Source organism: Alteromonas sp. AWJ4_197 (assembly GCF_056160285.1).
On sequence record NZ_JBSWWW010000001.1, the window covers coordinates 501,347 to 525,013 of the forward strand.

Genomic DNA, 23,667 nt, shown 5'->3' on the forward strand with positions numbered 1-23,667 from the left:
CGTGTCCCGAGGATAGATTGATAATGAATTGAAATATATCTGAATTTCAGAGCATGCTGTTCTTTGCCAGCTTAAATGCCAGCATATCTCTTTGATTAAATAACATGCAATACTTTTGCCCTGAATGTCCGGTAAATGACGATAATCAGAGCATTAAACCGCGTCTCCACCAGACGCAATGACTGCGCACCTTAAGCTTATTGCCGGCAGTGGAAATCAAAACCGGTAACCGTTCAATACGATTTCCCGCGAAAATACACGCTCAATCAAGGCCTTCTGTTTGTCCGTATATACCTCCCGGTAATCCGGTTTGCTCTGCCGGACTATCCTGCCGGCGTTAGTAATCACGCCCCTTCTGAAAGGCACACCCAGAGCGGCAAACAGATCCGCCAGTTCATCTTCCAGGTTTTCATAATGCAACACCCTGTCGACCAGCACATTCCCGGAACGGTCACAGTAGCTGGGGTAGTTAAAACAATATTCTTCCCGTGACAGGTAATCTTCAAAATCGCCCGGCGGATTGCGGTAATGCCTGCAGGTATTGTAGTGCGAAACCGTTTTCTCCCAGGGATTTCTGTCTACACAGAACGTCGTGTATTCCCGCCAGATTTCCGGATTAACCCTGGCTTTAATCTCCGCTGCCGTAGAGTGATTCCGGAAAGGACGCTTCCCAAGCCAGTCCAGCACAGCCTGCACTTTACCGGCGTACCCGGCAGCACCCAGCTCAGACCGGATATCCCAGCGACGTTTATAATTACGCGGCCGGTGGCCCGGTTCAGGCGGGAAAACCGGCGTAAACACATCACGGCAATCACACAAAGAGGATAAATAAGTTTCAATACTTCTCCCCGCCGTCTTACGGGTTTTGATAAAGATAAAGCGGTACTTGTGAGAAATAATCATCTCGCCCCCTGCCAGTTATGAACAATGTCACGGTGTTATTTCATTGACCGCTATTCAGCGCAGGAATCTCAGGACTTACGCGTTTCTTACAATATTCACGGGAAGTTGATGAGGAGAAGTGAGCCCGTGGTGGGTTTACAGCGTGTTTGGTGGCTGCAAGACGAAAGTGTGCGCCGACAGCGGTTAGGTCTCTTCCGTTTCCAAACCGTCTGCCGCAGGATATTAAGTTGAGAGTCAGGAAGCGTGAGCCCGCGATGGGAAAAGGAGCTGTGTTTTCAAACCGTCAGCCGCAGGGACGCGGCTGTGCTATTTATAACTGCTTTGCCCGGGGATGGGTTTACAGCGTGTTTCTGATGGCTGTAAGACAAAGTGTGCCCCGACAGCGGTTAGGTCTCTTCCGTTTCCAAACCGTCTGCCGCAGGGATGCGGCAGCCGAGCCCACATGGATGTGTTCACGGCGTGTTTGGGAACGGAAGAGACGACCGCACCGGGGCTCACTTTAGTCGTCGCCGAATTCGCGGATGATGGTGTTGATGGTGTCTTTGGCGTCACCCAGTACCATTCTTGTGTTGTCTTTGAAGAACAGCGGGTTGTCGACGCCGGCAAAGCCAGCGTTGGCTGAACGTTTCAGTACAAACACAGTTTTTGCGCGATAAGCTTCGATTACCGGCATGCCGTAAATCGGGCTGCCTTTCATCTCTTTCGCTGCCGGGTTTACTACGTCATTAGCACCAATAACAATCGCTACGTCGTAGTTTTCCATACGCGGATTCACATCATCCATTTCATACAGCTGATCGTAAGGCACATCCGCTTCTGCCAGCAGTACGTTCATGTGACCAGGCATCCGGCCCGCCACAGGGTGAATAGCGTATTCCACCGTACAGCCGTTTTCTTCCAGCAAGGTTTGCAGTTCACGCACCGCGTGTTGCGCCTGAGCAACCGCCATACCATAACCCGGAATCACCAGCACAGCCTGAGCCGCTTCTAATACATAGAATGCATCCTGTGCTGCCATAATTTTCACTTCGCCTTCGATTTTCTCTGCCGCTTCCACAGGCTTAGAGAAGCCTGACAGCAGTACATTCATCAGCGAGCGGTTCATCGCCTTACACATGATGTTAGTGAGGATCAGACCCGATGCACCAACCAGCAGACCGGTAACAATCAGAATCGTGTTGCCCACGGCCAGACCAGCCGCAGATGCTGCCACACCCGAGTAGCTGTTTAACAATGCAATCACCACCGGCATGTCGGCACCACCAATTGAAATGGTCGCCAGTACACCAAAGCTTAGCGCCAGTGCGATAGTCACGTACAACCACATCAGATTTGTCGGATCGGTAACGAACAAATAACCTACCACCACAAAGCCAATCAGATGAGCAATACTGAGTTCACGCAAACCGGTGAAAATAACCGCTTTGGCCCCCATACGGCCAGACAGCTTGCCCCAGGCAATCACCGAGCCGGAGAACGTAACACCACCGATCAGAATCGTGAGGATCACCGTAATCAGCACAAAGTGCGTGGCCCCCATGAAGCCAAACGTGGCCAGCTGGCTGATGGTCGCCCAGCCCAGCAACAGCGATGCCAGACCACCGAAGCCGTTAAATAACGACACCATTTCCGGCATTTGCGTCATTTCTACCGACTTTGCTTTCCAGGCACCATAAGCGCCGCCAATCACAAAGCCCAGTAATATCCAGTGGTACGAAATGATTTGGTGATCAAGCAGTGTCACCACCACCGCCACCAGCATACCCACCGCAGACACCAGGTTACCTTTTCTGGCAGTAGAAGGATGACTCAGTAATTTAAGTCCGGTAATAAACAGTCCGGCAGCCAGTACGTAAGCCAGATTGATAATCAATGCTACAGATTCCATCTTCCTGACCCCTTACTTCTTGTCTTTCTTTTTAAACATGCCAAGCATGCGGTCGGTTACCAGGTAACCCCCCACCACGTTAATGCTTGCCAGTGCCACCGCAGCGGTACCCAGCACAGTGGTAAGCACGTCGTTATCTGCACCGGAAGCCACCAGCGCGCCAACCAGGGTAATACCTGAAATTGCGTTAGAGCCCGACATCAGCGGCGTATGCAACGTAGCCGGTACTTTACGGATAAGCTCGAAGCCTAAAAATGCCGCCAGCAGCACAATAAAAATCAAATAGATATTTTCCATGATCAGGCCCCCTGATAAGCGTTTTTAAGCATGTCGTTGGTGATTTGCCCGTCGTGGGTGATCACGCAGCCTGCCAGGATCTCATCCTCAAGATTAAGGTTGAATTGCTTCGATTCATCATCAAAAAATTCATCCAGCAGGTTGTACACATTGTTGGCATACATGTCGGTGGCATCTTTCGCCACAGCCTGACTCCAGTTGCCGGTACCAATAACAGTGACACCGTTCACGGTCACCACTTTACCGGCTTCAGAGCCTTCCACGTTGCCACCGGATGTGGCAGCCATATCGACAACCACGCTACCCGGACGCATCAGCGCAAGGGTATCTTTGCTGATCAACAGCGGCGGACGGCGTCCGAACAACTGCGCTGTGGTAATCACAATGTCAGAATCAGCAATGGCATCGCGCTGGGCATCCTGCTGCTTCTGCTTTTGTTCTTCAGTGAGCTCTTTGGCATAGCCGTCTTTCGTCTGGCCGGTTTCACCCAAATCAATTTTCAGGAACTTACCGCCCAGCGACTCAACCTGCTCGGCTACCACCGGGCGCGTATCGTATGCCAGTACGTTGGCACCTAAGCGCTTTGCAGTTGCAATGGCCTGCAGACCGGCAACGCCGGCACCGATAATGTAAACTTTCGCCGGCTTGATGGTGCCCGAAGGCGTCATCATCATTGGCAGAATGCCCGGCAGATGCGTAGCAGCCTGCATCACCATGACATAGCCAGCCAGACTCGCCTGCGAACTCAGCGCATCCATTTTCTGGGCGCGGGAAGAACGCGGGATCATTTCTACCGACAAAGTGGTCAGTTTTTTCGCCGCCAGTGATTCCACTAATTCCTGCTGGAAAAAGGGGTCAATGTGTCCAATCACCAGGGCAGACGGTTTCAGTCGGGCGTATACCGCTTCGACAGGACGATTCACGCACAATAACGCATCCGTTTCCTCAAGCGCAGCGCCGGCATCTTCAACCACCATAGCACCAGCTTCAGTAAACTCTGTGTCCGCATAACCTGACAGAACACCAGCGCCCTGTTGCATGACCACGGTCATACCTCGCTTCACCATTCGCTTCACACTGGATGGCGAAACCGCACATCGCTTCTCTGTGTAACCTTGTTGTTCGAGTCCTTCATTTAATATCAGTACTTTCAATGTGTTCTCCTCAGGCACGGGATACTGAGACTCATGATCCGAACACATGCGTGCTCGCATTGTTAATTTATAATTTTTATTGTTAACCAAATCTAATATCTATTGCCACCGGTGGCAATATGCATATTTATATCAAAAAGGAATATGCAAGGGGTCAGTTAGCGCTGAATGTTTAGCCAAACTTCCCTGTATATTTAGAAATTTTAAACACACTATCGAATGAAAAATTTGAGCTTAAAGAACGGAAAATTATTAAATACAACAAGTTATGCTATATAAAAATTTGACTATATCTAAGTCTATGATGTGAACAGACTATTTATGATCCTGCCAATAAGTGAAATGATTGACGAGATAATGCTCATTCACAGAATCAATAAAAGCATTCAATTGTGGAACTTTTAAACAGTGAATATGACACGAAACAGATCAGAGGAGAATGAAAAACAACCAACTGTCAAACAAGATGCACACCTGTGGTTCAGCATTTTGCTCATGAATGGTGCGTCTGCACTTATTATGTGATAGCGACTAAGGGAATGGATAGTCTTCCCGTTCGGGAAGACCTTGAATTGAAATCAGCTGCGGTACAAGGTTTTGATCAGGTGATAGCCGAACTTTGTTTTTACCGGTCCGTGCACTTTAAGCACTTCTTTTTTAAACACTACGTCATCAAATTGTTTCACCATCTGTCCGCGGCGAAATTCACCCAAATCTCCGCCCCGCTTTCCCGACGGACACGTTGAGTGTTTCTTTGCCAGTGTGGCGAAATCTTTGCCTTTCTTCAGTTGTTCAAGAATGGAAAGGGCTTCTTTTTCGGTCTTAACCAGAATATGAAGAGCAGATGCGGTAGCCATAACAGATGTTCTTATAAAAAGTGATGCAGAGAATTATAACGAAAGCGGGGCGAAAAAGGCATTTCTGCACACAATGCCCTATCATCATATTTTGTTATAGAATTACAGAAAGACGATGGTGATGACGGCACGAGTGGACGTTACGGGGCGGGAGAAGAAAAAATATGTCTGAATTGTTGGTCAGGCGGGTCGTTGCAATACTATTAATGCTCATATCACATTCCGCTGCTGCTGAGTCCTTTTCTGTGGGCATTGTTCCGCAGCACTCGCCGAAAAAGCTCGCTGAGGCGTGGCAACCTTTGCTCAGCTATATCGGATCTGAGACCGGACACACTTTTCACTTTGAAACCGCGAAAGATATTCCGACATTTGAAAAAGCACTGTCAGAAGGCAAATACGACATTGCTTACATGAACCCTTATCACTTTGTCGTTTTTCAGAAAAATCCCGGTTACCGCGCGCTGGTCCGCCAGAAAGATCAAACCATTCAGGGCATCATCGTTGTGCCGCGTGACAGTCCTTTTACACAATTGTCTGATCTTAATGGCACCAAAATCGCCTTTCCGGCCCCTGCCGCTTTTGCCGCCAGTATTATTCCCCGTGCGACCATGCAAAAAGAAGGTATCAACTTTACACCCGTTTATGTGCATTCCCATGATTCCGTCTATCTGAATGTAAAGAGGGGATTTTTTAAGGCCGGAGGGGGTATTTACCGGTCTCTGCAAGCCACAGATGACGACGTAAAAGAGAACCTGAAAGTGCTCTGGTCGAGCCCGGCTTATACGCCACATGCCGTAGCGACGCATCCCCGGCTATCAGAGGAAGTTCGCGGACAACTACTGAATGTTCTCACAACCATGACGCCAGGCGGAAAAGGCAATGACGCATTAAACAGTCTCAAAATGAAAGGATTCTCGGAAGCATTTTCTGCAGACTGGGATGACGTCCGGGCGCTGAACATAGACTTACTGCAGCAAGAGAACCCGTAGTTCCTATGCGAATATCATTAAAATTAAAAACAATACTGGGTGTGGCCTTAATAGAGGCAACATTGCTCGCACTGTTGCTGACGACAACCTTTAACCTGCTGACCAACCTGGTTAACGATGCGGTGGTAAAGCGCGCGAGTACAACGGCTAACCTGTTTTATTCAACAACTAAAAACGCATTTTTGTCATTCGATCTGGCCGGCATTGAGGCTGATGTCAACGAACTGCTTACTGATTCCGACATTCATTACGTCAAAATAGCTGATACCTCCGGCAGAGTCTTCGCATCAGGTGGCAACGAACAATCACTGAACGCAGACTTTCAGGCCGATACGTCTGTCAGCCTGGCCAGTGACGGGATTTACGATATCCGCCGCCCGATCATGGTTGATGATACCTTGTACGGTTATATTGATCTTGGAATTGATATTGCGGCGGTGAAAGCGTCGCTGAGCGACATTCAGCAGTGGGCTTATACCATCGCAGTCATTGAAATGGTTCTTGTTGCGCTGTTTTCCTATTTTCTCGGAAGTTATCTGACTAAGCAGATCAACATTCTTCAACAGGGTGCCCGCAGACTCATTCAGGCTTCAAAAGAAAACAAATATGAAGATATTAAAGTAAATGTGCGTACCAACGATGAGCTCGAAGAATTGGCAACAGTATTCAATCATTTAATCTCGCATCTTGAAGAAGAGCACATCCGCAGAGCCGAAGCGGAAAATGCTATACATAACCTGAATCAGTCTCTGGAATACAGAGTCCGCGAACGCACCACAGAATTAAACAGAAAAAATGAAGAGCTGTCGCAGTCAAACAAATCGCTGAAAGAAACCCAGCAGCAATTACTTCAGGCAGAAAAGATGTCGTCAGTGGGTCAGCTTGCTGCCGGTGTAGCTCACGAAATCAATAACCCTGTGGGATTTGTCAGCAGTAATCTCGACACGCTGAAAGAGTATTTAGCCAGTTTTGAAATACTCTACAGAGATCTGATGGAAGTCACACAAGCACCTGCCAATGAAGTTGCACTGGAAAAGTTAGCTGCATTGAAGAATTCTCAGGCTTACCAGTCACTGGATTTCATAAGTAATGACGTTTCCCATCTCATCAAAGAATCTGAACACGGTTTACAGAGAGTGGAAGAAATTGTCAGCAGCCTTAAACAATTTTCCAGAATCGACACGGATCAGAAGCAACTTTTTGATTTGAATAACTGTGTGAAAACCACATTAGCGCTGGTGAACAATAAGCTCAAATATGCCTGCGATGTAGACATTAATTACGACGAATTGCCCCGCGTTATGATGAACGTTGGCAAAATTTCTCAGGTTATTACCAACCTGCTGATTAACGCCGCGCAGGCAATTGAAGAAACCGGGCGGCGAGGTAAGCTGGAAGTGCGCACCAGAGCAAACAGCAACGGCACCGTAGAACTTATCGTCCGTGACAATGGCTGCGGGATTTCAGACGAAAACTTGCAGAAGATATTCAATCCTTTCTTCACCACCAAAGACGAAGATACGGGTACTGGCCTGGGCCTTTCTATTTCGTATGAAATTGCGAGAGAGCACGAAGGAATGCTCAGCGTTGAAAGCGAGCTCTATACCGGTACTGAATTTACGCTGACCTTACCTGTTTACGGCGCAGCATAAAGCAGGAGCGCTCCGGCAGGGTTCACGGAATAACCGTGGCAACTTCCTCACAGCCGGGATGATCTGAACTCAGGTGAAAACAGGTATCTGAATTCACCTGAACGCCCTCATCAATCAGTGGATCAAGTACATCCCTGCTGACGTACCAAGCATAACTTCTAAATCGCCGGATTCAGAGCGTCGGGCACGCAGCGCACCTTTGCCTGCTCTGCCGTTCAATTTCGGACCGGACCAGACAATATTGCCATTAGTTGCGATGCTGCGCAGAACAGAATGAGAGCTGTACCAACTGCTGTCATCGCCGGTTACCACCAGCATGTTAGACGGGGTAACAGGGTCCACAATCATACCGGTGATCTCAAACGGGAAGTTGTATTCCCCCACCAGTTCCACACCACTGTCTGAAAATGCCAGCATGTTCATTTCCTCGTCGTTACCACCGGAACAAACAAACTGACGGCTGTTTTCACCGCCGGTAAACAGTACCTGCGGACATTCAATGTCATACGAGCTGCCGGTGATAAATGCATTGCTTCCCAGCGACAGCAACTGTACCTGTTGGTAACCGCTGGTCACGACCAGATTCAGTACATCATCAATAAATACCGCATCAAAGTCACTGACTCCCTGAGGGCTGGTATACGATGCCACCAGCAGCTGATTCTGAATGTCGACAACCTTAATCGCCGACCCGTCCTGATAGACCGCATCCTCGTAGCCGTCGCCGTTGACGTCTATGGCCATTATCTTGCCGATAGTGCTGTCGTAGTCACCGTCAATGGAATACTGAACTGACATATCGCTTAACTGCACCGCACCGAATGCGCCGTCATACAGGGAAGTCAGAGGCAGGAAAATATCCCCCGCGCCATCGTTATTGAAATCAGTTGTCACCGCCTGAGTACTGTGGTCCCAGTTAGTAGACAGCTCTTCACCCACAGTTATGGTGCCATCGCCGGTGAGCGTAACGATAACGGAGCCGTCATAACCGCTTTCAGTACTGGGCACAAAGAACACGGCGCGCTCATCACCGGAAGTGATTTCAGACCAGCCCGCAGCATAGAAATGGTCAAGCTGAACACCGGTGGTATTTTCTTTTACCGTTGCGCCACCGGCAGTGTAGTCCGCAGTGATCAGGCGGTCTGCACCGGAACTGCTGGTGCCCGAACCCCATAAGATTTCCGCACTGCCGTCGTTGTCGATATCACCCATGGTAAGCGATGAGGAACCATGGTCCTGCAGCCCGACTTGCCATACAGTATCCAGCTGATTACTGCCGTTAAGAGTGTACGCAGTTACATTGCCCCACTGACAATCACTCACCACGATCTCATCTGTCGCATCATCGTAGAGATTGTATGCATGCATATCGCAGGTATCGTCAAGCGACAATGACGCCAGCTGAGATTTATCAACAGCGGAATACACGTAAAGCGCATCCCAGGCACCGGCACCAATGATCTCATCGATACCATTCCCGTTGAGGTCGCCGACTGTAACAAATGAACTACCAAATCCGGAGCCGAAAAACCATTCATTCGCACCAGTGGTCAGGTCGTACACCAGACCGGTGTTCATAATCAGCTCTACATTACTGTCGGCATCCACGTTACCGGCAGCGATTGTCTGAAAGTTGTTCGTGCTGAAGCTGAGTGTTGTGACCAGCTCACTTCCCAACTCACTCACAAAAATGGTTGTTTCACTGGCGTCGTAATCAGCATTTTTAACAGAATAAATCAGTTCATTGACGCCATCGTTATCGGTATCAGCCAGTAACGCTTCACTGAAATAATCGTCGGTTTCCAGTAAAACCCGTGCATCTTTAGTTAAATCATCAATCAGCCAGAAGGTTTTTTCAGTGATAACTAAAATTTCAGGTGTACCGTCCTGGTCCATATCTGCGGGCAATACCTGCTGAATATTTTGTTCATCAGACAGCGCGTAGGGATATGCCCATTTCTGTTGATATTTACCATCAACCAGCGTCAGTAAAAATACCCGTGAGCCATTGTCTGTTCCCAACAATTCATTGCTACCGTCGCCATCAAAATCAGCCACCCACTGGGAATTATTCCGGTGAGGCACTTCTACGCCGGAACGGAACAACGGCTGCGCTTCATCAGCGTTCACCGTCACATCAAAGTATTCCTCAATGGTGTCATTCGGGTTCTGACTGTTGCTCACACCGAAGGTGTACACCATCTGACTGAAAAGTTGATTGTCCGGTACAACCCAGGTCACAGTACCATCCGAAGCTAACGTTGCTCCCTCCGGTGCGCTCGCCAGTGCCGCCAGGTTTTCATTACCAGGTACATCTGCATCGGTCAGTGATAATGAGAAAGTAATGGTATCGCCGGCACGGACATTTTCCGGCACATTGCTTACCGTAACAACGGCTGGTGTATCTTCCACAAAGATACTGATGGGATAGGACTCCACCGTGTTGATTGAGTCAGATACCACCATGGACACTTCAATCCACTGGTCAACAGTCACTGAGTATGCAGGCAGCGTGTTGCCGTGAACGCCTTCAAGCAACCTGCCGTTCAGATACCAGTTGTAACTGACCGTCAGATCTTCATCCGGGGTATCGAGGTCGTAATAATTACCTGGCAGCACAACAATGTCCTGTGCCACAGACAGCCCTTCAGAATTTTGCAGATAAGGCGACTCTACATAGGGTGTTAAAGAGATTTCAGCGAGATTATATAAATCAGTATCACTCACCGGTGTTGTAACGAAGCCGTATACACTTTCAAAGTACTTACCGGCATCCGCCTCGCCGTCATTGTCGAGATCCTGCGTGTACATCACCATACCCTGCAAGAACTTCAGCTGTGCTTCACCGTCGTTGAACACAACGGTACTGCCGTAAAAGTACGGCATATCCAGCTCGTCAGTATCCAGCGACACATCTACATAACCTTCAGACCCCACACTGACACGGCCTTCAATCCTGAGTTCTGGCGACTCCCAGTCATCTTTGGTGGTCATGCTGGCATCAATCAGATAGCTTTCATCGCCAACCGTAGCACTCACGTATTGCTCACTGACCGACGTCGTCACACCGGTTTGCATTGAAAATGAATCACTGAAGGTGATCAGGCCTGACATAGACACCGGGACGTCGTCTTCCCAGTTAAGATTGGAGAAATACAGGGTGTATTCCATTTTGCTGTCGGTGACGACATCAATAGAAACCGCCGCCACTCCGGACAACGCAAAGCTGTTGTAGTAAGACTGACAGTCACTGAAATCCATGGACAACTTACCGGTACCGTTATCATTAAACTTGCCGGTGTATTTTACTGTACCGCTTTCATCACACTGAAGAGTACTGTTAACTGAACCGTCACTGCTGAGTTCATTTTCAATATCGTGTTCACCGATATCGGGCACGGTGAGAATATTGTCGTCAAACAGTACATTGTACACGTGCTGGGCCAGGGCAATATCTATCTCTGCCTTGCCGGACTCACCACTATAACGGGTATCAGCCTGCGTTTTTGCAGCTGTGGTTAACTGTGATTTGGAATGAGATTGTGCGTCAGAAATGATCTGTACAGGCGTTTTTGAAGGCGTTTGTGTGCCGCCGCCGGAAGCACTGTCAGAGCCACCGCCGCCACCGCATGCAGATACAGCCAGCGCTAACGCAGAAAGAGAAAAGACACGTACAACGTTATTCATGTTTTCATCCTTGAACTTTAGATACCACAACTACAAAGTTCGGCTAATTTAGCGACTTTTTCATTTCAGGTCGAGTTAAATGTAAAGGATGTGTCAAGACTTAATCTTTCGACTAGTAAGCCGCTATCTCTCGCTAAGTAGCTCGTATTTCTCTATAAATGTTGCTAATCCAATGCTGGGACCTGCCAATGAACTTGGCGCCATGCATTCTGCTCAGCGAGGCCAGCGATATGCCTATCACCATTTACTACAATCGGCGTATGCGCAAATTCAAGTAGCGCTCTGTCGTTAATAGAATCGCTGTAGGCATAAGTCAGCGACGAGCCCGTCAGGCCATATTGAGAGAGCCATTTTTGTAAGCATGTGAGTTTACCCGCTCTGTAACTAAGCGGTTTAATCAACGTACTTTGAATTTGTTGGTGTTGAATGTGTACGTTTAAACCGATGACATGTTCTATGCCAAGCATTGCAGCAATGGGGTGAACAATAAGTGAAGGACTTGCAGAAATAAGTAAAACCGTATCCCCCGCCTTCCGGTGACGTGACACCCGTGCGACGCCTTCAGGAAAAAGTCGTTGTCGAATGGAGGTTTCAGCAAATTCTATGGCGAGGTCATTAATGTCTGACACCGACATCCCTTTGATGGGCATCACCCAATGACGCATGTATTCATGCATGTCCATGCGACCTGAGTCGTAGTTTTTCATAATTGCAGCGCAATTTAACTCGGCTTCAACTGCTCCTGGAAATGTCTTTTCCCGCAAAAATATCAACCATTCCTGCGCACAATCAGCGTCGATGAGCGTGCCATCTAAATCAAATACGACTATTTCAGACTGGGGCATATTGGATCCGAACTATCAGGCGGGAAGCCGTCCCGCCATTTGTATATAACTAGTTTTATTGCCACCTAAAAATACAGTGACATCGTACCGCCCGTTGCTATCAACCGGCACAGTCACTTTCATGTCCCGGGGAAGCGACTGGGCTGACGGTTGAGTATGATTCAGCGTTAATGTCATACCGTCAACCTTCGCTGTAACTGCACAATCTTCAGCCGTCACATCAAATACGAGTTGACTAAATAGCGCCCAATGCTGCTTCTTCATCTTAATTCTACGATGAAAGCCTTCTGGTCCCATTACCTGAACATCAATACGTTCATCCGATGCCGCTATGGTGTCAGTAAACTGCTGATGCTGATCAATGGTATACCGCTTGGGCACGGCATCTAAGTTGTAGCGATCGTAAAGATGAAAAACAATCGCTTTACTTCCCTCATTCATAAAAGTTAGGCGGAGATTACTGTCCTGCTCACCGAGTGATACTGCAGGCCGGTACTGATTAGGCCGCTGTGGACGGAAGCCTTTTTCTTGTACTGGTATTGTAAATTCTTTCGGCATGATGGGCACCGTACGCTCGGGAAGTGCGGCAGCCAAGCGGGCTTCGCTTCTGGGATCTGGCATTGTCGGAAGTGTCGATTTATTGGGCGTTTCAAAATCGAAAGCACTGGTGAAATCACCGCAAACTGCTCGTCGCCACGTCGAAATATTTGGTTCTCTAACACCAAATCGTTGTTCAAGAAAACGAATGACAGAAGTGTGATCCATGACCTCAGAACATACAAAGCCACCCCGACTCCAGGGCGATATAACATATGCAGGTACACGAGGGCCTAATCCGTATGGGTTACCCATTAAATCCTCACGCTCAAGATCTTTGTCAGCTTGAGAAAAGTGCAAATGGTACTCACCTTCAGTGGAAACCTGAGAATGGCCGGCATAAGTACCATCGCGCTCTTTTGAAGGGGGTGCCGGCGGAGGCATATGATCGAAAAAACCATCGTTTTCATCAAACATGATAAATAACGCAGTTTTTGCCCAGACCTCTGGGTTTGCGGTTAATGCATCCAGCACATCTGCAATATAGGCAGCGCCCTGCGCCGGGCTTGACGGACCCGGATGCTCAGACCCTTGTGCTGTAGCGATAATATACGAGACCTCAGGCAAACTATCGTTAGAGGCATCTTTGCGTAGTTGGTCCAACGCTCTTGTGGTGAGTGCGCGCTGTGCTAGCGCCGGTTCACTGTCGTCAGCGCCCGAATATGAGGCCTGAAACGCGTGAAATCCTACCAACGGATTATCAGTAAAGTTATCCGCCATGTCTTGATAAATGGTCCAGCTAATACCAGTTTCTTGCAGTCGTTCGACGTAAGTTGTCCAGGTATAGGCTTCTGGATACCCACCATTTTCGGGCAAATTATCGTGGGAATTACCAATAGCGGGCCCACCCTGATCACCATCACCATTGTTCGTTCCCGACCACAGAAATAGCCGGTTTGTGTTAGTACCCGTCTGCGATGAACAGTGGTACGCATCACATAATGTGAATGCCTCAGCCAGCGCAAATTGAAACGGCATGTCGTCGCGCTCATAATAGCCCATAGCATGTAAGTACTTGGCATCGGGCCAATGACTCATGCGCCCATGGTCCCAGGCATCTTGTGCATCAGGCCAGGAGTGCGGCGTACCTTGTACCCGCATGTGAGCAAAATGCTGGCGGGTATTTAGAGGAAAAGGTGTAACCCATTCAGGCCCTTCTTTTGTTGTGTTCCGTTGTAGAAAAACATTCCTGTTCTGCTGTTTTTCCCAGTTTTTGGCTGGGGCAGGATACGGATCAGAAAAACCTCGAACACCAGATAATGTGCCAAAGTAATGATCGAATGACCGGTTTTCCTGCATCAGTATGACAACGTGCTCTACGTCCATAATGGTACCGGTTTTTACCTTGGCAGGAATAGACAACGCCCGTGCGATTGATGGAAAAGCAGCGAACAAGCTGGTGGCGCCAGCGGCGGCAATAAACTGACGGCGAGTAAAGTCGGCCATGAAATTACCTTGATAATTAGTGAAGAAATATGCCCCCGCGGGGTAAACAGGGGCATAGTGGTCATGCTTTATGACAGCATTGATGCTAAAAATTAGAAGTCTGCACCAACTGTCAAGGACACTGTGCGCGGAGATCCAGGATAAACGCTGTTCGTGCCTACGCCTATGATGTACTCGCGATCGAGTAAGTTATTAACGTTCAAGCGAACATGCACTTCTTTAAGTTGTGGCGTTACATTCACAAAATCTGCGCCAATGTATGCATCTACAACATCGTAAGCTGGCGCGGACGCACTATTTTCAAAATTAATAAACCGGTCACCGATATGTCTTAATGACAAACCCGAACTCATCGCATCGCCCATATAATCAAGTGCTAACGAGTAGAAGGTTTCAGGGCCACCGTACACCTGATTGCCCGCCACAATGCCCGAGTCAGCATCCAGACCTGCATCCCCTGTCCCCAGGTATTCGGAATCGTCATATGTGTAAGATCCAGACAACCGCAGTGCTCCGGTTAGCTGATAAGAAGCCAATAGTTCCATACCTCTGCTTTTCTGACCACCTGCATTTATGTACGAGCCATCCACTTCTTCCTTGTAGTCTATGCCATCAAGCACACTGGTATCCAGTTGTACGATGCGGTTATCAAACTTGATGTCGTATAAGGTCACAGCAGCATTAAAGTCGCGGTTGTTATAGCGAAAACCCACTTCAATATTGTCGGAGGTTTCAGGGTCGATAGTCCCCAATTCATTGTTCGATAATCCCGAGTCAATGATCCCCGGCGTGATTGATTTGTAGTTTTCTGAATAACCGGCAAAAACTTCCAGACCATCAAGGGGCGTAGTGTATGTCGCGCCAACGTACAGCAGAGGGTCTGACGTGTTATCCAAATTCGCGGTGCGATCATCGTTGTAGAAATGGTCGACTTGAGTATCAACCTGATATTGCTTCACACCGACACTGGCAGCCAAAGGCCCGACTTCCAGGTTTTCCTGAATGTAATACATGAGCTCTTTGGTGTTAGATTCTGTTTTGTATTGCACCCAGTAAGGAGTCTGACTAAATTCAACACTGGTTTCAGGATTATTAATAAGGTGCCATTGTCGTGTAACGTCGGCATCGTAATATTCATACCAAATACCCGCACGCACGGTATGCGCCACCGAACCCGTTACGAAATCGTAAGATATATCCCCATTTAAACCGAAGCGACGGTTACTATAGTTTGAAGTACGATACGAACTCACCGGCTCTACATTGCCTTCATAACAGTTGGGATCTTGTGCTGCACTTAATCCATAACGTCCTTCACAACTATCAATCAAAGTGCCTGGTGTAGTGGTACCAGCATTGACATAATAGATATCATCGCCTTCGTAATCACCGTAAATGGTATTTCCTGATAATTCGGCTTCTAATGTACCATCGCCATCCACATCAGTGACGTAAGGCGGGATCCAATCACCACGACCATCCATGCGATGAAAATAAGCAGATGTAGTAAAAGCGAAATCGCCAAAGTCTTTGTCTAACTTCAGGCTGTAAAATTTATTTTCTCGTAGTGCTCGCCAGCCATTTCTGTTGTTTTCATCCAGGCCAGGAATGCCCGTCCAGTTAGCATGAAGTGCATCATGACGCGGGTTTTCATAATAATCTTCCAGCGATACGTACTCATATTCGTTTTCGTTAGAGTCGTTAAAAGTGGCGAAGGCAGTAAGGTTATAGCCGTTGATATCGCTAGTAAGTTTTCCTGTTAGATAATCTTTTTCAGTCGTCGCTTCATTGTCCCATACATCTTTGTTTTCTGCGGATGAACCGCTGATAAAGAAATAGGTATTCTCAAACACTTCTCCTGAATCATAACGGAAGCGATATTTGCGAGCATCCTGGTCTCCGGCCATGTAGTAAACACTAACATTTTCATCCATTAGTGGATCAGTTGTGATGAAGTTTAGCGTACCGCCTAGCGCCTCATTTGAGCGCGAACTGATATCAGCAGTTCCCTGACTTACCTCAACGGTTTCTAAATCGAACACGTCGATGAATTTATTCGCTTTGCTACCACCACCGTAGCCGGAGCCGCCATTTGGTAAACCATCTAAAGTGGTACCAATTTGTCCATTGCTGGTATTAAAGCCACGCATGCGAATGTTGGTCATCCAGTCAGATGACCCAAATGTGTCCGCTTCCTGAACGATCACGCCCGGTAACTCCTGCACAACAGTATTCACTGAAGCGTTGGCTGGACGGCGGGAAATCATGTCCATCGAGACGGTATTAGATGCAAAGGTTTGCTTCTGACCAATGACAACGATCTCTTCGGTTTGCTGTTTTTCTTTTTCTGGTGCTTCTTCTGCAAATACTGAAGGACCTGCCATTGCGAGCATTAATGGTGAAAGGGCAAAGCAGTTAAGCTTTTTCATTTCGTTTCCTTGTGTGTGGTTTTATGTGAAAAGCGAACGTCGGGCAAGACAAGCCCGATAGGTCGATGAGGCTGAGAGTAAGGAAATAATGTGACAATTTGTGTTAATTGATGTGACATTTTGTGGATTCATGTGGTTTTCACTTGAGTACGTCAAGGAAGTGCATATACTTATCTTCGATAAAAACTCGAGACAACACCATGACAGACCGGCAAACAGCAATTCTAGAATTAGTAGAACTTCACCGTTCTCTTACCGTTACTGCGCTATCACGTCAGTTTGATGTATCAGAAGAAACCATTCGCCGCGACATACGCCAATTAGAATCGGCTGGCAGGGTTGAGAAAATTCATGGCGGAGTAAGATTACCTGCGTCTCAGTTGGAACCGCCCTATTACCAACGTGTAAATCGCAATGCCGAGAGTAAAAAGCGAATTGGCGAGAGGGCGGCAATGTGCATCACTGACGGAATGACAATATTTATAGACAGCGGCACCACCAGCTTTTGGCTGGCAAAATCACTCGCAAAACAAAAGAACCTCACTGTTATTACCAATTCTTTAGAAGTCGCTGGAGAAATTGCCGGTAAGCCCGACTTCAACCTGGTAATTATTGGCGGTGTGGTGAATATGGATTATCGAGCCGCATTTGGTATCGATGCAATTTGTCAGGCTCAACGCCACTTTCCAGACATTCTTTTTTTATCAACGGGCGGAGTGAGTGCAGAAGGTGGATGGCTGGACTTCAGTACGGAAGAAGCTGAATTTAAGCGTGCCTTACTCACGCTTGCCAGAAAAAAGATCGTACTGACAGATTCCTCAAAGTTTGACGCTGCGGGCACCGTTCAATTTGCGCAGCTTGAACAAGTCGACACGCTCATTTGTGAGCAACAGCCATCAAACATATTAATTAAAGCACTAGCGTCTTCACAAGTAGAGGTAATTTGCACAGGATAATTACTGGCTCAATAAATTGTTCACACTTTACCGTTACCCTGTCGTCAGAAATGTAAGAAGGGGGTCGCTTTTTATGTGTGAGCGCATTTTTCCTCGTTGGAAAAAGGAACAGATCGTCTTTATTTTAAGTACTGCTGTTGCCGCCTTCAGTACCTATTTTTGTATGTATGCCTTTCGTAAACCCTTTACGGTGGCGAATTACGCACAAGCAGAAGAATTATTCGGTCTAGACTTTAAAAGCGTGCTTATTATTGCTCAGGTGGTGGGGTATGCAGTATCAAAATTTATTGGTATTCGCGTTATTGCAGAAATGAGCACAGCCCACCGGGGCAAAGCTATTCTCTTGCTAGTCATGGCATCGCAAGTCGCGCTCATTACATTCGCCCTTCTCCCGGATGACGTAAAATGGGTGGCGCTGTTCTTCAACGGACTACCACTAGGAATGATTTGGGGACTCGTTTTTAGTTACCTGGAAGGTCGACGCACCACAGAGATCCTTGCGGCCATTTTATCGGTAAGCTTCATCGTGTCGACGGGAGTAGTTAAATCGGCTGGACTGTTTATTATGCTCCACCTTGGCGTAAACGAATACTGGATGCCCGCAGCAACCGGTCTGTTATTTACTGTGCCACTTTTTTTGTCCGTTCGATGGCTGGCCAGCACCCCAGCGCCGTCAACACGAGATATTGGTGAACGACGCAAACGCCAGCCCATGTCCCACCATGATCGCTTAACATTAATCAGTTACTACTTCACCGGCCTTGCCTGCTTAACTCTGGCCTACATGTTACTTTCTGCTATTCGCGACTTCAGTGACAATTTTGCCACTGAGTTATGGCAAGAATTGGGATACGGAGATGCACCGGGCATATTCGCAGTTTCCTCAATCTACGCCTCTTTGGTTGTGCTTACACTCCTTGGTTGTGTAATGTGGATAAACAATCACTTTCGAGCGTTAATGGTGAACCACATCATGGTTGTTGCAGGCTTTGTTGGCATGGGGGTCAGTTCGTTGCTTTTCCAGCAAGGTATACTTTCAGGGCTTAGCTGGATGATAAGCCTGACCGTCAGTATTTATTTGGCCTATGTGCCTTTCAACTGCATTGTTTTTGAGCGACTGGTTTGTTTGGTCAATGTGAGAGCCAATGCTGGATTCCTCATTTACATTGCCGATGCAGCAGGCTATGCAGGAGGCGTGGCGATATTACTATTTAAAAGTGGGTTCGAAGGCGATGTGAGCTGGGTACATTTTCTAATCGACAGCGCCTATTTTGTATCAATTATCGGCATGGTGCTGATGCTATCGGCTGCGACCTTTTTCAGGCGAAGGCTTGCGGGAGGAACGCACAACACGTTAAAAGACGCACCCGGGCGCGCCTTTTAACGGTTGAGACAACCTATTGACTTACAGCGACGGACGATATCGCAACGATACCCCAATGGAACGACCCACCACATCATAACCGCTGACAGTATTGAAGCGGGTTGCGCCTGCAGACGGAACTGGTGGCTCTTTGTCGAACAGGTTGTCCACACCGGCGCTCAGCTCCAGTTCACCGGTTGCCTGCCAGGAGGCCGCCACATCGATGTAATTCTGTGCGGAAATCCCGATACTGCGGTCGCTGGCATAGTCCACATCACCAATCCGGCGCCAGCTGACCTGCACATTCCAGGCATCCAGCCCCCAGCCGAGTGACAGACGATGCTTATAGTCCGCCTGCAATGAGCTGGCGTAGTCACCGGTACAGGCCGTACCGTAGGTGCCTTTACAGTCTTCAAATGGCAGGGTCGGATCAAGCTTTTTCTTAGCTTCAGTAACCAGGTTAGCTGAGTAGTTTAGGGTAAAATCACCACCCATCGCTTCCGGCGCTGCAAACTGATACTGAGCAGAGATATCCAGACCTTCCTGAATAAAGGTACTGACGTTGAAGTCATTGACCAGAGCCGTAGTGATAAAACCAGTTTCCTCATCACGCAGCACTGCGCCACACAACGGGTTGCCCGCAACAGGGTTATCGATATAACAGTTCTGCAGCGCCGCTGCTGGCTGAATAACCCAGATAGCATCATTAATCTCTATGCTGTACCAGTCAATGGTCACGTCCAGGCCGTCAACGTATTCCGGTGTATAAACCACACCGATGGTAGTGGAATCCGCTTTCTCCGGTTTGATATCCGGGTTACCACCGTAGGTATACAGCGCGGTAGAGGAATCCCACTCAGTGCCCACTGCCGGTGCGCCGTAGCGGGCACACTGGTCGGCATCGCCGGTACCTAACAAGCAGGGATCACCCTCAAAGCGTCCCGCCAGACGGCTGATAAACTGGTCACTGTACGGGTCAAACAAGGCCAGAGACAAACCGGAAACCGGCCCTGCGAATTCGCCAAGGTTAGGCGCACGGAAGGCGGACTGACGAGTCCAGCGCAGACGCCAGTCATCATTCACCGTCCAGTTCAGACCCAGCTTGTGAGTGTTGTCAGCATCGGTGTTGGAATAGCTGGAGATGCGGTATGCGCCTTCAAAATCAAGCTGCTGCACGAAGGGCATGTCGGCGAGCAGGGGTACCAGCACCTCAGCAAAGGTTTCTCTGCTGTAGAAGCTGGCGTCTATTTCTGCTGAACTGCTGGATGAAAAAGTGGTGCCTAGGCGGAACGCGTCGCCCGGCATCTGCACGCCGGCTTCGCGGCGATATTCATAGCCGATAGCGTAGCTTACCGGCCCTGCCGGCAATTCAAACAGCGGCGTTGATTCACCGGAGAAGGTGATAGCAGCAACGTTCTGCGTGCGCTCGCGATCATGGTAGATCAAAGTGGTCTCTAGACTGCTGAGCGCTACTGACGGATCGAATAAATCTACAGTGTTGGCGATGGCGGCAAAAGTACTGCTGCCCGAGGCACTGGTGTCATAACCGCTACCGTAAACCTTATCGGTTTCTTCAGTTTTGCCATGCTGGGCATAAACGTCGTAACGCAGATAATCGGTGATATCACCCTTAAAGCCCGCCTGGAACTGCACCGTGTCACGCATGGTCCGGGTGCGTTGAAGGCCAAGACCCAAATTACGGTTCACCGTCACCTGAGCCTCACCATTGTCATCAAAGGTCAGGCGGCTGGCGATATCGTCAGTAATGTAAGGGTTGTCCGTGGTCAGGGTAACCGTCTCATTCACAGAAACCGGCGTCTGACCCACACTGCCTGCTGACATTACCTCAACCTGAGAGTACATAGCGCGGCCGTAGAAAGTCACATTGTCATGCAGATCAACGTCCCAGAATAAGCCGGTTGATTTACGGGTCATCGGCGATACCAGATACGACGCTGCGGTCACATCGTTGGTGTTCATCTCTCCGGTGATGTTGCCGTCATCAGCGATGCCGAAACTGTTGCCGCTGGCCACATCGGTGTAATAACCGCCCGTGTTAACCACACTGGTGCTGTTGAGCATGGCAAAATCACGCTCGCCGGCCAGCAGGGCATCCCGGTCGGAGTAGCTGACAAAGCCAGTCAGGTGACCTTTACCGTCGAGTATATCGCCACCAAATACCGCTTCAGCATTGAACTGCTCAGCGCCGCCATCGGGAAATTCGTAGCTGGTAGAGAACTCCATCCCGGAAAAGTCATCATCGAGAATAAAGTTAACCACACCAGACACGGCATCTGCGCCATATACGGCTGCCGCGCCGCCGGTCAGCACGTCTACCCGCTTAATAAGTCCGGCCGGAATAGCATTCACGTCAACAGCATTACGGAAGCCGAAAGGCACTGCCCGGGTACCATCCAGCAGAACAAGCGTCCGGTTCTGGCCCAATGCACGTAAGTCGATGGTGGTGGCTGAACTGCCACTGGCACCGTCACCCGGCGCCTGGGGCAGTTTGAAAATAATGTCTTCAACGTTTACTGCACGGTCGAGCTGAAGCTGGAATTCATCAATGGAGGTCACAGGGCTCGTAGCCACTATCTCTGCTCTGGGGATTCGCGTACCTGTGATGCTGACAACTTCAACATTTGCTGCATCATCACTGGCAGCTTCCTGCGCATATACGCCGGCAGAGCCCAGAGTCGCGAATAACGAAAGATTGATTGTGAGCGCCAGCTTACTCAAGCGGCGATTCGGCCTTACATCCGTGTTCATAGTCATAAAAACTCCGGGTTGTGTGTTCGGAAAATCGGTTTGGCCCGTCGACGCTACAGCCGGGTATCAGCGCAGAGAGCAGAAAGTTGAGATGCGGAAGTTTTGTCTGAGGCAATACCACCACCACATAACAATTTTTTATCTCATATGAATTACAAATTCAAGAATATTTTATTATGAAGTCCAATTTTTCAGCTTTCTAACGTTCGATAAAACATCAAATCAAACAGGTAGCAATTTTCTATAAAAATGGCCGGTTTACGGCTCTGTAAACTCACTTAGTGCGGGATGAAAAGCAGCTGTCGCATCAGCGAACTATGCAACTTAAAGAAGAAGCACGTTGTTGTCGATGACGGAATCATTGCGATAAACATCGAGAAAGGCAAGACGAAAGCAGCAACGCGAACTGTACTGCTACCCGATGAAATAGGTGAAAGGCTTTTAGCCTATATCGAGAACAAGGAAAATGACGACTTTGTTATTGGTATTGGAAGCAAGACAGCTAGCCGAACGTTTTCGAACTTCAAGGTGAAACACGTGACTGACAATAAGCTCAAAGGCTTCCACTCGTTCAGGCATATGTACATAACTGCGATGGAACGAGCAGGCATTGAGGAGAACATCACTGCTCAAATAGTTGGTCACGAGCGTGGTAAAACGATGTCTTATAGGTACTACTCGAAGGGTCACGAGTTGAAGAAGTTAAAAGACGCGGTGGATAAATCGACAATTATTTTGCATCGAATGAATTCAAATGATTCATCTGGGATAAATTGATATATTTAAAACTCAGAATTCAAAAGGAAGCAGCCACATGGAAGTCGTTAAACCCATTACCAATTTCTTTGGTTCCGCGTTGGACGAACTAAAAAGGCGGGTTAACAGCCCTTTAGCAGGTACGTTTTTGCTTGCTTGGCTAGTTGTTAACTGGGACTTTGTTTATTACTTTTTGCTCAGTGAAGCAAAGGTTGAGACTAAAATATCCCACATTAACAATTACTTCTTGTCACTGCATGACACGTTTTTTATGCCCGTTTACCTAACGATTGCTTACATAGTGGTATACCCGCTGATTACCTCTCTTTCGGACGCCGTTTGGATTTTCATGGATAGACTTGGGAAGAAAATAGCCTCTTTTTTCTTAGAGAGGTATTCCGTAATAACTAAAGAAGAACAGACTATTTTGTACCGTCAAATGAGACAAAAAGAAAAAGAGTACGCCGAAAAGATAGCCGAGTTAGAGAAAGCTAACGATGCGTTATACTCTTCTGTTAATGCACTTTCAATTGAGACGGATGAAGAAAACAGCCAGCCTCAAGGTACTGAGAGCCTCTCAGGTGAGAAAATACAGAATGGTAACGTAGTCTCAAACAAGCTAAACAAAAGCAAAGATTATTTTAAGAAAAGAGCTATAGAGCGTAAACGTTTCTTTGATACTACAGATGGTGATTATTTTCTGACAGATTTGATTTCGAAGGAAATGCACTTTGACAAAGACGACAAATATGACAGTAACGAGTTATTGCTAATAAAGCTTATTTTCATGAATACTTTAGAATCTAATCCAGAACCTTGGTACGTTAAAGGCTTGGAAGGCCGGAGAGACGGCAGGGCAATTACGTTTGCGGGCGACCATGTAAAAGCTATAACTAACCGATTAATACGGAAGCAGTTGCTTGAGGAAGGTAACACAGAGCGATTATCTGTTCTTCCTAGCTTGGCTTTTTTAGAAAAATTAGATATGCACTTAAACCTATTTAACACGACTAAGTGATAAAATAAGACGTATACTTGAAAGTGGTTTCAGTACAAAAATCTGAGAGGCCAATTCGACA

At 48.0% G+C, this 23,667-nt stretch carries 16 protein-coding genes; 6 read left to right on the forward strand and 10 right to left on the reverse strand.

All coding sequences use genetic code 11. The features are described from left to right. Positions 1-216 precede the first annotated feature (216 nt). The 5 genes from ACXAGC_RS02150 to ppiC form a co-directional block, all read right to left on the reverse strand. Positions 217-903 (reverse strand): hypothetical protein, encoded by a 687-nt coding sequence (locus ACXAGC_RS02150; protein WP_474842018.1) that lies wholly within the window; start codon positions 901-903, stop codon positions 217-219. 499 nt (positions 904-1,402) lie between these two features. Further along, entirely contained in the window at positions 1,403-2,791 is a 1,389-nt protein-coding gene (locus ACXAGC_RS02155) for an NAD(P)(+) transhydrogenase (Re/Si-specific) subunit beta (protein WP_119503052.1), read from the reverse strand. 12 nt (positions 2,792-2,803) lie between these two features. Continuing rightward, on the reverse strand, positions 2,804-3,088 hold the full coding sequence (locus ACXAGC_RS02160) for an NAD(P) transhydrogenase subunit alpha part 2 (RefSeq protein WP_119503053.1): 285 nt from the start codon (positions 3,086-3,088) through the stop codon (positions 2,804-2,806). 2 nt (positions 3,089-3,090) lie between these two features. After that, a complete protein-coding gene (locus ACXAGC_RS02165) occupies positions 3,091-4,242 on the reverse strand; it encodes an NAD(P) transhydrogenase subunit alpha (RefSeq protein WP_474842021.1) in 1,152 nt (383 codons plus the stop codon). A 578-nt stretch (positions 4,243-4,820) separates the two neighbouring features. Next, a complete protein-coding gene (gene ppiC / locus ACXAGC_RS02170; protein WP_070123477.1) occupies positions 4,821-5,099 on the reverse strand; it encodes a peptidylprolyl isomerase PpiC in 279 nt (92 codons plus the stop codon). 164 nt (positions 5,100-5,263) lie between these two features. Between ppiC and ACXAGC_RS02175 the strand changes: the two genes are divergently transcribed. Both ACXAGC_RS02175 and ACXAGC_RS02180 read left to right on the forward strand, forming a co-directional pair. Then, positions 5,264-6,088, forward strand: a complete 825-nt coding sequence (locus ACXAGC_RS02175) for a phosphate/phosphite/phosphonate ABC transporter substrate-binding protein (RefSeq protein WP_474842023.1) — start codon at positions 5,264-5,266, stop codon at positions 6,086-6,088. Positions 6,089-6,093: 5 nt separating this feature from the next. After that, positions 6,094-7,740 (forward strand): sensor histidine kinase, encoded by a 1,647-nt coding sequence (locus ACXAGC_RS02180; RefSeq protein ID WP_474842025.1) that lies wholly within the window; start codon positions 6,094-6,096, stop codon positions 7,738-7,740. Between the two features lie 114 nt (positions 7,741-7,854). Here ACXAGC_RS02180 and ACXAGC_RS02185 read toward each other — a convergent pair whose 3' ends face one another. The 4 genes from ACXAGC_RS02185 to ACXAGC_RS02200 all read right to left on the reverse strand — a co-directional run bounded on the left by ACXAGC_RS02185 (position 7,855) and on the right by ACXAGC_RS02200 (position 16,744). Then, the gene (locus ACXAGC_RS02185; protein WP_474842027.1) at positions 7,855-11,427 is read right to left on the reverse strand and encodes an FG-GAP-like repeat-containing protein; all 3,573 of its coding nucleotides are present in this window, start codon (positions 11,425-11,427) and stop codon (positions 7,855-7,857) included. Between the two features lie 164 nt (positions 11,428-11,591). Continuing rightward, complete coding sequence (locus ACXAGC_RS02190) at positions 11,592-12,272, reverse strand: HAD family hydrolase (RefSeq protein WP_474842029.1); 681 nt, start codon at positions 12,270-12,272, stop codon at positions 11,592-11,594. 15 nt (positions 12,273-12,287) lie between these two features. Continuing rightward, entirely contained in the window at positions 12,288-14,315 is a 2,028-nt protein-coding gene (locus ACXAGC_RS02195; RefSeq protein ID WP_474842031.1) for a phosphocholine-specific phospholipase C, read from the reverse strand. Between the two features lie 92 nt (positions 14,316-14,407). Further along, positions 14,408-16,744, reverse strand: a complete 2,337-nt coding sequence (locus ACXAGC_RS02200) for a TonB-dependent receptor (RefSeq protein WP_474842033.1) — start codon at positions 16,742-16,744, stop codon at positions 14,408-14,410. Positions 16,745-16,944: 200 nt separating this feature from the next. On the opposite strand from ACXAGC_RS02200, the gene ACXAGC_RS02205 reads away from it, so the two are divergent. Further along, the gene (locus tag ACXAGC_RS02205) at positions 16,945-17,700 is read left to right on the forward strand and encodes a DeoR/GlpR family DNA-binding transcription regulator (protein ID WP_474842035.1); all 756 of its coding nucleotides are present in this window, start codon (positions 16,945-16,947) and stop codon (positions 17,698-17,700) included. A 73-nt stretch (positions 17,701-17,773) separates the two neighbouring features. Next, the gene (locus ACXAGC_RS02210) at positions 17,774-19,084 is read left to right on the forward strand and encodes a DUF5690 family protein (RefSeq protein WP_474842037.1); all 1,311 of its coding nucleotides are present in this window, start codon (positions 17,774-17,776) and stop codon (positions 19,082-19,084) included. Between the two features lie 21 nt (positions 19,085-19,105). Here ACXAGC_RS02210 and ACXAGC_RS02215 read toward each other — a convergent pair whose 3' ends face one another. Continuing rightward, positions 19,106-21,838: a TonB-dependent receptor domain-containing protein gene (locus tag ACXAGC_RS02215; RefSeq protein WP_474842039.1), complete on the reverse strand. Its 2,733-nt coding sequence runs from the start codon at positions 21,836-21,838 to the stop codon at positions 19,106-19,108. A 282-nt stretch (positions 21,839-22,120) separates the two neighbouring features. Here ACXAGC_RS02215 and ACXAGC_RS02220 point away from each other — a divergent pair, with 282 nt between their 5' ends. After that, positions 22,121-22,609: a tyrosine-type recombinase/integrase gene (locus tag ACXAGC_RS02220; protein WP_474842041.1), complete on the forward strand. Its 489-nt coding sequence runs from the start codon at positions 22,121-22,123 to the stop codon at positions 22,607-22,609. A 37-nt stretch (positions 22,610-22,646) separates the two neighbouring features. Next, the gene (locus tag ACXAGC_RS02225) at positions 22,647-23,606 is read left to right on the forward strand and encodes a hypothetical protein (protein WP_474842043.1); all 960 of its coding nucleotides are present in this window, start codon (positions 22,647-22,649) and stop codon (positions 23,604-23,606) included. The last annotated feature ends 61 nt before the right edge of the window (positions 23,607-23,667 follow it).